The following is an 11,914-nucleotide window of genomic DNA, read 5'->3' as shown; positions in this document are numbered from 1 at the left end:
TATGGACCTTGGACTCAAGGATCAGCCGGCCGTCGTCCTGGCCGCCAGCGCCGGGCTGGGGTTCGCCACGGCCCTGGCCCTCGCCCGTGAGGGCGCGCGCGTCGCGCTGTGCTCGCGCGACCTGGAGCGCGCCCAGGACGCCGCCCGCCGGATCGAGGAGGCCACCGGCACCGCCGTTCACGCCTACGCGGCCGACGTGGCCGACGCGCACAGCCTGACGGCGTTCATAGACGCGGCCGCCCGCGACCTCGGCGGCCTGAAGATCCTGGTGTGCAACGCCGGCGGCCCCCCGCCCGGCAACTTCGCGGCCCTGGGCGAGGCGCAGTGGCAAACGGCGTACCAGCTCACGCTGATGAGCGTGGTGCGCAGCGTTACGGCCGCCCTGCCGCACCTGAAGGCCGGCGGGGGCGGGCGTATCCTGGCCCTGCTGAGCAGCAGTGTCAAGCGCCCACTGGACAACCTCACGCTCTCCAACGCCCTGCGCCCGGCCGTGATGGGTCTGTGCAAGTCGCTGAGCGTGGAACTCGGCCCCGACAACATCCAGGTCAACGGCCTCGCGCCGGGCCGGGTGCTCACCGAGCGCATCCAGCAGCTCGACGAGGCCGCCGCGGCGCGCCGGGGCACCACGTGGCAGGCGGTGCGCGAGGCCTCCGAGCGCGAGGTGCCCATGGGCCGCCTGGGCACGCCCGACGAGTTCGGCCGCGTCGCCGCGTTCCTGTGCTCGCCGGCCGCGCAGTACGTGAACGGCAGCACCCTGCTCGTGGACGGCGGCGCGGTCACGGCCCTGTGACCGCCCACCGCCCCAGGAGATCCCGATGACTTACGATCCTGTCCGCCACGCCGTCCTGCTCGCCGACTACTGCGTCACGGCCCGCCCCGGCGACCGCGTGCTGATCAGCGGCAGCACCCTGGCCCTGCCGCTGATCGAGGCGCTGCACCGCACGCTGCTGGAACGCGGCGCACGCCCCGTGCTGCGCCTGAGCTACCCCACCCAGCAAGAAGACGTGCAGCGCCTCGCCAGCGACGACGTGCTGGACTCGCTGCACCCGGTCGAGATCGAGGACGCACGCGCGCTCGACGCCTCGATCCGCATCCTGACGCCGACCCCGCCGGTCGCCGACGTGCCGGCCAGCCGCGCCGCCCGCTGGCGCGCCGCGCAGGCGCCGGTCGCCCTGAGCCGCCTGCACCCGCGCTGGAACCTCACGCTGTACCCCACGCCCTTCGGGGCCGAGGCCGCGGGCATGACGCTGCCCGAATACGAGACCTTCGTGGCGCGGGCGATGTTCCTGGACACCCCGGACCCGGTGCAGAAGTGGGGCGAGATCCGCGACTTCCAGGCGGGCCTGATCACGCGACTCGCGCTGGCGGACGACGTCCACATCGTGTCCGCCGGCACCGACCTGCATCTGAGCGTGAGGGGCCGGAACTGGAGCAACAGCGACGCCAAGCGCAACATGCCCTCCGGCGAGGTGTTCACGGCGCCGCTGGAACGCAGCGCGAACGGCGTGGCGCACTTCGACCTGCCGACCCTGTACGGCGGGCGCGTGGTGCGCGGCATCGACCTGACCTTCAAGGACGGCGAGGTCGTCGAGGCCCGCGCCGAGGAAGGCGAGGACGTGCTGCGCGCCGCGCTGGAGACCGACGAGGGCGCGCGCTTCCTGGGAGAACTCGGCATCGGCACGAACGCCGGCATCCAGCAGCCCAGCATGAACATCCTGTTCGACGAGAAGATTGGCGGCACGGTCCACCTCGCGGTCGGGCAGGCGTACGCCGAGAACGGCGGGACGAACACCAGCGCCGTGCACTGGGACATGATCTGCGACCTGCGCAAGGGTGGCCGCGTGACCCTGGACGGCGAGCCCTTCCAGGTGGACGGCCACTTCGTGTCGTAACAGCGGCCCGCCCGGACCGTCCTGCCTCGCAGTCCTCGGCGCCGCCAAAGGTCCGCACCTTCGGCGGCGCTGGGGACTGCCATGGGGGCACGGCCGCCGGGCATCACTAAACCCGGCTTTAGCGTTTCGGGCTGATCCGCCGCGCGGGATGCGGGAACGTACGCTGCGATGACACCTTCCCGTCCGCCCTCCGGGGGCGCCGACCCGGCCCTGCTGCCACTGACCCTGACCGTGAACGGCGAGCCGCAGACCCTTGCCCTCGACCCGCGCGTGACGTTGCTGGATGCGCTGCGCGAGCACCTCCACCTGACCGGCACCAAGAAGGGTTGCGACCACGGCCAGTGCGGGGCGTGCACGGTCCTGGTGGACGGCACCCGCATCCTGAGCTGCCTGACGCTGGCCGTGATGCATGGCGGCCAGGACGTGACCACCGTGGAGGGCCTCGGCACGCCGGACGCCCTGCATCCCCTCCAGGCCGCGTTCGTGGCGCACGACGGCTATCAGTGCGGCTACTGCACGCCGGGGCAGCTGTGCTCGGCGGTCGGGGCGCTTGACGAGCTGGAGCGCGGCGTGCCCAGCCACGTCACCGCCGACCTGGACGCCGTGACCTTCAGCCCCGATGAGCTGCGCGAACGCCTGAGCGGGAACATCTGCCGCTGCGCCGCGTATCCCAACATCATCACCGCCGTGACCGAGGTCCACGCCGCCGGGGACCGCGCGTGAGGGCCTTCACCTACGAGCGCGCCGCCACCCCGCAGGCGGCCACCCGCGCCGCGCAGGCGGACGGCGCGAAGTTCATCGGGGGCGGCACCAACCTGCTCGACCTGATGAAGCTGGAGATCGAGACGCCCTCGCATCTGGTGGACGTCGGCGCCCTGCCGCTGCGCGAGGTGCAGGACACCCCGGACGGCGGTCTGCGCATAGGAGCGCTGGTCACGAACACCGACCTCGCCAGCCATCCGCGCGTGCGGGCCGAGTACGGCGTGCTGACGCGCGCCATCGTGGCCGGGGCGTCCGGGCAGATCCGCAACAAGGCCACCACCGGCGGGAACCTGCTGCAACGCGCGCGCTGCCCGTACTTCTACGACCCCAACCTGCCGTGCAACAAGCGCGAGCCCGGCAGCGGCTGCGCGGCCCTGCGCGGCTACAGCCGCACCCTGGCGGTGATCGGCACGTCGGACGCCTGCATCGCGCAGCACCCGTCGGACATGGCGGTCGCGCTGCGCGTGCTGGACGCGGCCGTGGAGACCATGCGGCCCGACGGCCATACCCGTAGCGTGCCCCTGGACGACTTTTACCGTCTGCCCGGCGACACCCCGCACGTGGAGACCACCCTGGACCCGGGCGAGCTGATCACCGGCGTGACCCTGCCGCCCCCGGTGGGCGGGCGTCAGCTGTACCGCAAGGTGCGCGACCGCTCGTCGTACGCCTTCGCGCTGGTGTCCGTCGCGGCCATCGTGGACGGTGATTCGGTGCGGCTCGCGTTCGGCGGCGTCGCTCCGCGCCCGTGGCGGGTCGAGGCGGCCGAGACGGTGGCGCAGACCGCACCTCCGGCCGAGCGGGCCGGGGCCATCATCGACCGCGCCTTCGACGGCGCCCGGCCCACGGCCCAGAACGCGTTCAAGCTGCCGCTGCTAGGCCGCACCCTCACGGCCGTATTCGAGCAGGCCACCACGGAGGACCAGGCATGAAATTCGATCAGGCCTCGCCCCCCAACCCCATCGACCAGGAACGCGTCGTCACGCGTCCGCACACGCGCCTCGAGGGCCCCCTGAAGGTCAGCGGGCAGGCCACGTACGCCTACGAGTACGACGTGACCGGCACGCCCATCTACGGCTCTGTGGTGGGGGCGGGCGTGGCGCACGGCCGCATCACCCGTATCGATACGGCCGCCGCCGAGGCCGCGCCGGGCGTGCTGCTGGTCCTCACGCACGAGACCATGCCCGCGCAGGGCGGGTCCGACACCCCGGTGCCGCAGCAGCAGGAGGCGTCCCCGCAGCTCGCCGGGCCGGACGTGCGCCACTACCACCAGGCGGTCGCGTTCGTGGTCGCGGAGAGCTTCGAGCAGGCCCGCGCCGCCGCCGCGCTCATCGAGGTCGAGTACGACGTCACGCCCGGCCAGTTCACGCTGGCCGACACGCTGGACGCCGGCGAGGAGCCGGAGGACGCCGCAGACAGTGTCGTCGGGGACTTCGAGCGGGCGTTCCGGGACGCTGCCGTCTCAGTCGACCTCACCTTCACCACTCCGGACCAGTCGCAGGCGCCCATGGAGCCGCACGCGACGGTGGCCCACTGGGACGGCGACCAGCTCACGGTGCACACCGCGCACCAGGTGGTGCACTGGGTCCGGCGCGGGCTGGCGCTCACGCTGGGCGTGCCGCAGAAGGACGTGCGGGTCGTCAGCGCCTTTGTCGGCGGGGGCTTCGGCACCAAACTGCTGTTCTTCTCGGACGCGGTGCTGTCGGCCGCCGCCGCGCGAATCCTGGGCCGCCCCGTCAAGACCGCCCTGCCCCGGCCGCTGATGTTCAACCACACCTCGCACCGCGCCGCCACCATCCAGCACGTCCGCCTGGGCGCGGACACCGACGGAACCCTCCACGCTGTCGGGCATGACACCTGGACCGGGAACCTGCCCGGCGGCGACACCGAACCGGCGTGCGAGCAGACGAAGTACCTGTACGCCGGCGAGCACCGCCTGATCCGCACCCGCAAGACCGAGCTGGACCTGCCGCCCGGCGCGTCCATGCGCGCCCCCGGCGAGGCGGTGGGCATGCTCGCGCTGGAAGGTGCGATGGACGAGCTGGCCGAAGCACTCGGCCTCGACCCGGTCGAACTGCGGGTGCTCAACGACATCCAGTTCGACCCCGAACAGGGTCCCAAGCGCCCGTTCTCGTCGCGGCGGCTGGCGCAGGCGTTGCGGACCGGCGCCCGCGCGTTCGGTTGGGCGGACCGGCCCCGCGCCCCACGTGAGCGGCGCGACGGCGAGTGGTTTGTCGGGTACGGCGTCGCGTCCGCGTTCCGTACCAACCTCGTCAAGCCGTCCGGCGCGGCCGTGCGGCTCGAGCCCGGCGGCACCCTGACGGTCGAGACGCAGATGACCGACATCGGCACCGGCAGCTACACCATCCTGGGGCAGGTCGCCGCCGAGATGCTGGGCCTGACGCTGGAGCAGGTGCGCGTGCGCCTCGGCGACTCCGAATTCCCGCCGGCGTCCGGCTCCGGTGGCTCGTGGGGCGCGAACAGCGCGTCGGCCGGGGTGTACGCGGCCTGCGATGAACTGCGGCGCGTTCTGGCCCGGCAGGCGGGGTACGTGCCCGCGAATGCCGTGTTCCGGAATGGCAAGGTGTGGCAGGGAGCCGAGTGCACCGAGCTGCGCGACCTCGCCGGCGCCGACGGGGTGAGCGCCACCGGGCGCATGACCTACGGCGACCTCACCGAGCGCTATGTCCAGGCGGGCTTCGGCGCGCACTTCGTGGAGGTCGGCGTGAACGTTCATACCGCCGAGGTGCGCGTGCGCCGCGCCCTGAGCGTCGTCGCCGCCGGACGCATCCTGAATCCCGTCACTGCGCGCAGCCAGTGCCTGGGCGGCATGACCATGGGTATCGGCTCGGCGCTCATGGAGGAGCTGCATGTCGATCACGACCTGGGCCTGTTCGTGAACCATGACCTGGGCGAGTACCACGTCCCCGTGCACGCGGATATCCCGGACCTGGAGGTGATCTTCCTCGACGAACTCGACGACCAGTCCTCGCCGCTGCGCGCCAAGGGGCTGGGAGAACTCGGGATCAGCGGGGTGGGCGCGGCCGTCGCCAACGCCGTGTACAACGCCAGCGGCGTGCGCGTGCGCGACTTCCCGATCACCCTCGACAAGATCCTCGCGGGCTGGGACGCCCGGGCCTGACGCCGGCACGGAGGGGGACGTTCCCACCACGCAGGCGGCGCCCGACTCGGATACCGTAGGTCATGGCCACCGACGATCCCGTCTTCGCCTTCAGCGTGGAGCAGGAGCTCGACAAGGCCGGCGCCCTCCTCGCGCGGGGCCTGGCCGGACAGCGGGCCCCGCACTACACCGACACCGCGCGCTTTCTGGTCATGCTCGACCTGGCCGGCGGCCTGCGGCAGCTGCTCCAGCTGGCGGCCGCCCTCTCGACTCACAGCGAGGGGCCGCCCGACCGCACCGTGCCGCTCCTCACGCTGCTGGAGGCAGTGGTGAGGGTGTGCCCGGTGCGGCTGCTGCGCACCGACGAGGGCGAGCGCCTGCACGGCTTCCTGGCCGGCGACCCCCTGCTGCGGGAAGCGGTCGGCCTGCTGGACGCGTTCGAGCGCTACCGGGCCGGGGACGTGCTGGTGTGGCCCGGCGCCGAGCGGCGGCCCCGGGCGCCGGAGTTCGCGTGGCGCGACATGGAGCACGCTGTGGCCGAACGGCTGTTTCCTGACGCGCAGGAGCGGCAACAGCGGCAGCTGTCCGCGGACCCGGCGGCCTACCAGCAGCCGGTGAACGACGAGGTCGCGCGGGTGCTCACCACCTGCGTGGATGGGCTGTACACGCTGCTCTCGGTGACGTCGAACGTCAAGGCGGTCCGCACCGGCCCGGCGCGCTGGCGCCAGCAGCTCGAGCACGGCCGCCGCGAGCGCGCTGGGCCAGGCCGCGGGTGAGCGCCTGCGAGTGTCGTCAGACGTCGATGCGCATCAGGTCGCGCCCGACGGTCACGCGGCCCCCGTACAGGTCGGCCATGCCCGCGGTGTAGGCCGCCTCGGCCTGGGGCGTGCGGCGCGGCACCGGGATGTGGTGGGTCAGCACCAGGTGACGGACGCCGGCTTCCTGGGCGATCCTCGCGGCGTCCAGCGTGGTCGTGTGGTACTTGGCGGGATTGGTCACCTGCACGGCATGGTCCGGGTTCTGGTCCCTGATCTCGTCCAGCCACGCGGCGTTGTACGCGTCGTGGATCAGGACGTCGGCGCCGCGGGCCGCCTCGACTGTCGCCGGGACCGGGCGGGTGTCGCCGGAGATCACCAGCACGCGGCCCCGCCACTCGATGCGGTAGCCGACCGCCGGCTCCACCGGGCGGTGGTCCACCTCGAAGGCGCTCACGCGCAGGCCGCCTTGGTCGAGCACCAGCCCGGGGCCGCTTTCCGTGACCTCCATCAGCGCGCCGTCCACGTCCGACTTGTTGTAGGCCACCCGCAGCCCGATGTCGTACTCCAGCGCCGCGTGGAAGCGTCCGATGATGTCGCGGGTGCGGGGCGGCCCGTAGACCCGCAGCGGCACGGCCCGGCCGGCGATGACGCCCACATGGGTACGCCACGAGCTGATGAACAGGTCCGGGAAGCCGGCGTTGTGGTCGTAGTGGTGGTGCGTGAAGAACACGTCCAACACACGCTGGGGCATCACGCCGGACGCGATCAGCTGCCGCACGGTGTCCGCGCCGCAGTCGAACAGCAGCACGCGGCCGGCGACGACCACCGCGACGGCCGGCTTGGCCGCGCCGGGGTACGCGCGCGGCGTGCCGGTCCCCAGCAGAATGGCCGTGAACTCGTCCGGGTCAATCCGGTACAGGGGGGTTTCCTCGATCCACGGATTCGTCATGTGGTCGGCAGTCTGATCCGCAGGACGCGCCGCCGTACCGCGCCTGTCCAGGCCACCCGCCGCGCCGTGGAGCGGACGCTCACGCGACCCGGCCGGCCACCGGCTGGGCGAAGGACTGGTGCGGCAGGGCTTCACAACTCACGGCGGTGCGGCCGCGCAGGTACAGGTCGGCGATGGCGGCGGGGCCGAAGCGGCGCCGGAAGTCGCGCGCGGTCCACTCGACCACGCCGCGCGGCGTGGTGACGAGGAGCGTGTCCAGCGTCCCGGGTTTCCAGCGGACGTGCAGGGTCTCGGTCATGGCCTACTCCGGTGGGATGACGGAAGGGGTGGAGGCCGGAATGGCGCCAGGGCGCTCCGGACCGGGGGTGCGAACAGGGCCGACGGCGTGGCCGCGCGGCGGTGGGGTGGAGCGGCGACCAGCACAGCACCGGCCGGTCAGGGCCGCGTCAACGACCAGGGCGGGGGAGGTGACGGACGGGGTGGCAGGAGCCGGGCATGGCCGGTGTGCTGGGCACCGACAGCCGGCGCGCGGACACACCGACCACGCGTCTTTACGCGCCTCTGCACTGCCTCATGCGCTCACCTGGCAGGGTGACGTTCACCCATGGCCGTCATCGTCGTGTCGAACCGAGAGCCCTACGCGCCCAGCGTTCAGGACGGCCGCGTCACCTGGACCCCGTCCATCGGCGGCCTGACCAGCGCCCTCGATCCCGTGATGCAGCGCGAGGGCGGCACGTGGATCGCGTGGGGTGAACAGCACCCCGAACTCGGCCATGCCGACCTTCCGCCCGCGGCCCCGCGCTACCGCGTGCAGCGCCTCGCCCTCAGCGGCGACGAGGTGCAGCGCTACTACCACGGCTTTTCGAACGGCGCGCTGTGGCCTGTCAGCCACTACTTCGTGGAACGCGCGCAGTTCCGCGCCGACGAGTGGGCCGCGTACCGCGCCGTGAACGCGCGCTTCGCGCAGGCGGCCATCGACGCGTACCGCCCCGGCGACCTGCTGTGGGTGCACGACTACCAGCTCGCGCTGGTGCCGGGCCTGCTGCGCGCTGCGCTGCCCGGCGCGCGCATCGGCTTTTTCTGGCATATCCCGTGGCCCGCGCAGGACGTGTTCCGCACCCTGCCGTGGGACCGGGAACTGCTCAGTGGCCTGCTCGGCGCGGACCTGATCGGCATGCACACGGCGGCGTACGCCCGCCACTTCCAGGACGCATGCGAGCGCACCCTCGGCATCGAGACCGGACCAGGCACTGTCGCCGTGGACGGCCGCACCGTCCGGATCGAGGCGCGGCCCATCGGGATCGACGTGGGCGCCTTCGAGACGCTCGCCGCCGCCCCCGAGACCGCCGAACGCGCCGGGCGCCTGCGCGACAACCTCCGCACGCTGGTCCTGCTCGCCGTGGACCGCCTGGACTACACCAAGGGCATCCCCGAGCGCCTGGACGCCTTCGAGGCCTTTCTCGACGCCCACCCCCGCGCTCGCGGCCGGGTGTCGCTGGTGCAGATCGCCGTGCCCAGCCGCGAACGCGTCGAGGCGTACCTCCAGCTGCGCCAGCAGGTCGAGGGCCGCGTCGGCCGCATCAACGGCCGCTTCAGCCGCGACGGCTGGACACCCGTCCACTACGTCTTCCGTGGCCTGGACCGCGAGGAACTCGTCGCGCACTATCGCGCGGCCGACGCCATGCTGGTCACTCCGCTGCGCGACGGCCTGAACCTCGTTGCCAAGGAGTTCGCGGCGAGCAGCGCCGACGGCGTGCTGCTGCTCTCGCGCTTTGCCGGCGCGGCCGGCGAGATGCCCGGCGCCATCGAGGTCAACCCCTATGACCGTGACGGCCTCGCCGAACGCCTCCTGGCCGCCCTGCGCATGCCACTGGAGGAGAAAAAGGCCCGACTGGACGGTCTGCGCCGCCACCTGCGCGACAGCGACCTGCGGACGTGGACGCAGCGCTTCCTGCACGACCTCGCCGGTCCGGACCTGCTGCCCGCCGCGCTGCTGGATCTCGGCTCCCGGCCCCTGCTGATCATGTGTGACTACGACGGGACCCTCGCACCCATCGCCCCGCGCCCCCGCGACGCCGACCCGCAGCCCGGCGCGCACGAGGCCCTCGCGCATCTGCTGCACCATCCCGCCCACCACACCGTGATCGTCACCGGCCGCCGCAGCGTTCAGGTGTACGGCTACCTGCCGCTGCCGGACCTGCCTGTGATCGGCCTGCACGGCATGGAGTGGCTGGGCCGCACCCCCGACGCCCCGCAGCGCGGCGTGATCGAGACCCTCGCCCGCCACTTCCCGGTCGAACCCGGCGTGCGCGTCGAGGACAAACGCTGGACCGTCGCCGTGCACTACCGCAATGTTCCCGCCGACCGGCAGGCGCACGTCCAGCACCACCTCGAAACCCTGTCCCTGCCGCCCGGCTGGGAGATGATCGCCGGCAAACTCGTGCGCGAGTACCGGCCCGCCGGCTTCGGCAAGGGCCGCGCCGTGACGTCCCTCATCGCGGCGTACCCCGGCCACCATCCCGTCTTCATCGGCGACGACGACACCGACGAGGAGGCGTTCCACGCGGTGAACGCCGCCGGCGGTACGGCCATCAAGGTCGGCCCCGGCTCCACCGCCGCGCCCTACCGTCTGGACAGCCCGGCGAACGTCGTCGCCCTTCTCACCGCGTGGAGCCGCAGCGACGCCCGGCCCGCCGAGGGCCGCGCCGCCCGTGGGAACGTGACGGCCTGAACGGTCATCACGGGTCACCGTGCATTCCATGTTCCCGACCGCTGACTGGGCTTATCGTGGGCCATGAACCTCAGAAGCTGGGGATGGGTCCTGATTGCCGTTGCTGTTGCCATGACCGTCTTCTTCGCCGCGTGGCACCCGCGCGCCCTGGTGGTCGGCCTCGCCCCGGCGGTCCTGATGTGCGTCGCCGGCGGCCTGATGCTCACCGGACGCTGGCCCGTTCCCCCACGCTAGGGCACGGCATGGGCCTGAGCCTCAGCTCCGGGGCGGCGTGGCCGTCGGCAGGTTCAGTACATGGATTTGGGCGAAGCAGGACCGGTGGCCCGGATGGAGGAGAGGGATGCCAACCAGGGCGGTGTCTGTGCTGGACGTCGTGACGGCCGTGCAGGGCGCGGTCGCGCAGGATTTTGGCCGGGAGAACCGGGCGGGAAACGCGCTCGTGGTGTCGAAGGTCGAGATCGAACTGAAGACCGCCCTGGAGACCACGCAGGGTGGGGAGGTGGAGTGGAAGGTCGTGAGCGTCGGCGGGCAGTACGCGAACTCTCAGACACAGACCCTGTGCCTGTCGTGGGAGCGCACGGCCAGCAAGGCCCTCACGGCGAGCGACGCGGAGGATCTGGGCTACGAGCTGCTGACGGGGCTCGACGCGCTCCGTATCGGGGCGGAGCAGTGGAGCCGCCTGTCCGGCCACCTGCCGTTCGTCTCGACGGGCGGCACCCTGGCGTTTCAGGTGGCGGTGACGGAGGACGGTCACCTGACGGTGCTGAAGCTGGGCGCCGGGCAGGTAGAGGCGCTGACGCATACCGTGACACTGACCCTTCAGCCCCTGGACTGAGCGCCGCGCTCAGGCGGTGTCGGGTCGCCGGGCCGCGAGGAGGCGGACGGTGAGCAGGACGGCGAAGGACACCAGCACCATGACGGCGGAGAGGACCAGCGCCGGGGCGAGGTCGGATTCGAGGGCGCCGTAGATGGCGAGGGTGATGGTGCGGGTCTTGCCCTGGAGGGAGCCGGCGAAGAGGATGGTGGCGCCGAACTCTCCGAGGGCGCGTGCCCACGTGAGCACGAGGCCCTCGAGGAGGAAGGGGAACGCGAGGGGCCACGTGATCCATCGGAAGACGCCCCACGCGTCCGCGCCGTCCGTGCGGGCGGCCGCCTCCACCTCGCGGTCGATGGCGGCGAATCCAGCCTTCGCGGTGCGGAGGTAGAACGGCGCGGACGTGAAGAGCTGCGCCATCACCACCGCGGCCGGCGAGAAGGCAAGCCCGATGCCGGCGACTTCCAGGGGCGGGCCGAGCAGGCCGCTGCGTCCGAAGGTCAGCAGCAGGCCCACGCCCGCCACCACTGGCGGGAGCACGATCGGCAGGTCGAGCAGCGTGTCCAGCACGGTGCGGCCGGGAAAGCGCGAGCGGGCCAGCAGATACGCCACCGGCGTGACCAGCAGGATGGTCAGGAGCAGGGTGGCGCCCGTGGTGAGCGCGCTGACGCGCAGGGCGTCCGTGACGGCCCGGCTGCCCAGCGTGGGCCAGAAGTCTGCGGTCAGGCCGCGCGTGAGCAGCACCAGCGTGGGCAGCAGCAGGAACGCCGCCATGACCACACTCAGCAGGGCCGGCACGGCCGAGGTGCGGGGACGGCCCGGCCGGCGCCGACCCCCACGGGCGGGCGTGCCCGCGCGGCGCAGCGGGTGGTTCAAGGGCACGCTCCGGC

Annotated in this window: 12 protein-coding genes; 9 read left to right on the top strand and 3 right to left on the bottom strand. The window is 72.5% G+C overall.

Features of this window, described 5'->3' with window-relative positions:
* Position 1 precedes the first annotated feature (1 nt).
* From HNQ07_RS10165 to HNQ07_RS10140, 6 genes are all read left to right on the top strand, one after another.
* The gene (locus HNQ07_RS10165; protein WP_184111319.1) at positions 2-790 is read left to right on the top strand and encodes an SDR family oxidoreductase; all 789 of its coding nucleotides are present in this window, start codon (positions 2-4) and stop codon (positions 788-790) included.
* Positions 791-815: 25 nt separating this feature from the next.
* Positions 816-1,892 (top strand): aminopeptidase, encoded by a 1,077-nt coding sequence (locus tag HNQ07_RS10160; RefSeq protein WP_184111317.1) that lies wholly within the window; start codon positions 816-818, stop codon positions 1,890-1,892.
* Positions 1,893-2,060: 168 nt separating this feature from the next.
* On the top strand, positions 2,061-2,615 hold the full coding sequence (locus HNQ07_RS10155; protein ID WP_184111315.1) for a 2Fe-2S iron-sulfur cluster-binding protein: 555 nt from the start codon (positions 2,061-2,063) through the stop codon (positions 2,613-2,615).
* On the top strand, positions 2,612-3,583 hold the full coding sequence (locus HNQ07_RS10150) for an FAD binding domain-containing protein (RefSeq protein WP_184111313.1): 972 nt from the start codon (positions 2,612-2,614) through the stop codon (positions 3,581-3,583). The genes HNQ07_RS10155 and HNQ07_RS10150 overlap by 4 nt, the downstream gene beginning before the upstream one ends.
* Positions 3,580-5,793 carry a molybdopterin cofactor-binding domain-containing protein gene (locus tag HNQ07_RS10145; RefSeq protein WP_184111311.1) on the top strand — a complete coding sequence of 738 codons (2,214 nt, stop codon included), beginning with the start codon at positions 3,580-3,582 and terminating at the stop codon, positions 5,791-5,793. Before HNQ07_RS10150 ends, HNQ07_RS10145 begins: the two co-directional genes overlap by 4 nt.
* A gap of 62 nt (positions 5,794-5,855) precedes the next feature.
* Positions 5,856-6,548 carry a hypothetical protein gene (locus HNQ07_RS10140; RefSeq protein WP_184111309.1) on the top strand — a complete coding sequence of 231 codons (693 nt, stop codon included), beginning with the start codon at positions 5,856-5,858 and terminating at the stop codon, positions 6,546-6,548.
* Positions 6,549-6,564: 16 nt separating this feature from the next.
* Here HNQ07_RS10140 and HNQ07_RS10135 read toward each other — a convergent pair whose 3' ends face one another.
* Together HNQ07_RS10135 and HNQ07_RS10130 are read right to left on the bottom strand one after the other, a co-directional pair.
* Positions 6,565-7,479, bottom strand: a complete 915-nt coding sequence (locus HNQ07_RS10135) for an MBL fold metallo-hydrolase (protein ID WP_184111307.1) — start codon at positions 7,477-7,479, stop codon at positions 6,565-6,567.
* A 79-nt stretch (positions 7,480-7,558) separates the two neighbouring features.
* Positions 7,559-7,777, bottom strand: a complete 219-nt coding sequence (locus tag HNQ07_RS10130) for a hypothetical protein (RefSeq protein WP_184111305.1) — start codon at positions 7,775-7,777, stop codon at positions 7,559-7,561.
* A 306-nt stretch (positions 7,778-8,083) separates the two neighbouring features.
* Here HNQ07_RS10130 and HNQ07_RS10125 point away from each other — a divergent pair, with 306 nt between their 5' ends.
* The 3 genes from HNQ07_RS10125 to HNQ07_RS10115 all read left to right on the top strand — a co-directional run bounded on the left by HNQ07_RS10125 (position 8,084) and on the right by HNQ07_RS10115 (position 11,045).
* A complete protein-coding gene (locus tag HNQ07_RS10125; RefSeq protein ID WP_184111303.1) occupies positions 8,084-10,210 on the top strand; it encodes a bifunctional alpha,alpha-trehalose-phosphate synthase (UDP-forming)/trehalose-phosphatase in 2,127 nt (708 codons plus the stop codon).
* 63 nt (positions 10,211-10,273) lie between these two features.
* Entirely contained in the window at positions 10,274-10,444 is a 171-nt protein-coding gene (locus HNQ07_RS10120) for a hypothetical protein (RefSeq protein WP_184111301.1), read from the top strand.
* A 106-nt stretch (positions 10,445-10,550) separates the two neighbouring features.
* Positions 10,551-11,045 carry a trypco2 family protein gene (locus HNQ07_RS10115; protein WP_184111300.1) on the top strand — a complete coding sequence of 165 codons (495 nt, stop codon included), beginning with the start codon at positions 10,551-10,553 and terminating at the stop codon, positions 11,043-11,045.
* 9 nt (positions 11,046-11,054) lie between these two features.
* Here the strand turns inward: HNQ07_RS10115 and HNQ07_RS10110 are convergent, their stop codons facing one another.
* Entirely contained in the window at positions 11,055-11,900 is an 846-nt protein-coding gene (locus tag HNQ07_RS10110; RefSeq protein ID WP_229831922.1) for an ABC transporter permease, read from the bottom strand.
* Positions 11,901-11,914 lie beyond the last annotated feature (14 nt).

Origin of the sequence: Deinococcus metalli (assembly GCF_014201805.1) — a bacterium.
GTDB lineage: Bacteria > Deinococcota > Deinococci > Deinococcales > Deinococcaceae > Deinococcus > Deinococcus metalli.
This window is presented reverse-complemented; position numbering and strand designations above follow the sequence as displayed.

What these genes read in the sequence shown, in the direction of transcription:
- HNQ07_RS10135 (WP_184111307.1), bottom strand. Translation starts at nt 7,479, where the DNA reads ATGACGAATCCGTGGATCGAGGAAACCCCCCTGTACCGGATTGACCCG.
- HNQ07_RS10145 (WP_184111311.1), top strand. Translation starts at nt 3,580, where the DNA reads ATGAAATTCGATCAGGCCTCGCCCCCCAACCCCATCGACCAGGAACGC.
- HNQ07_RS10155 (WP_184111315.1), top strand. Translation starts at nt 2,061, where the DNA reads ATGACACCTTCCCGTCCGCCCTCCGGGGGCGCCGACCCGGCCCTGCTG.
- HNQ07_RS10140 (WP_184111309.1), top strand. Translation starts at nt 5,856, where the DNA reads ATGGCCACCGACGATCCCGTCTTCGCCTTCAGCGTGGAGCAGGAGCTC.
- HNQ07_RS10160 (WP_184111317.1), top strand. Translation starts at nt 816, where the DNA reads ATGACTTACGATCCTGTCCGCCACGCCGTCCTGCTCGCCGACTACTGC.
- HNQ07_RS10115 (WP_184111300.1), top strand. Translation starts at nt 10,551, where the DNA reads ATGCCAACCAGGGCGGTGTCTGTGCTGGACGTCGTGACGGCCGTGCAG.
- HNQ07_RS10130 (WP_184111305.1), bottom strand. Translation starts at nt 7,777, where the DNA reads ATGACCGAGACCCTGCACGTCCGCTGGAAACCCGGGACGCTGGACACG.
- HNQ07_RS10120 (WP_184111301.1), top strand. Translation starts at nt 10,274, where the DNA reads ATGAACCTCAGAAGCTGGGGATGGGTCCTGATTGCCGTTGCTGTTGCC.
- HNQ07_RS10165 (WP_184111319.1), top strand. Translation starts at nt 2, where the DNA reads ATGGACCTTGGACTCAAGGATCAGCCGGCCGTCGTCCTGGCCGCCAGC.
- HNQ07_RS10125 (WP_184111303.1), top strand. Translation starts at nt 8,084, where the DNA reads ATGGCCGTCATCGTCGTGTCGAACCGAGAGCCCTACGCGCCCAGCGTT.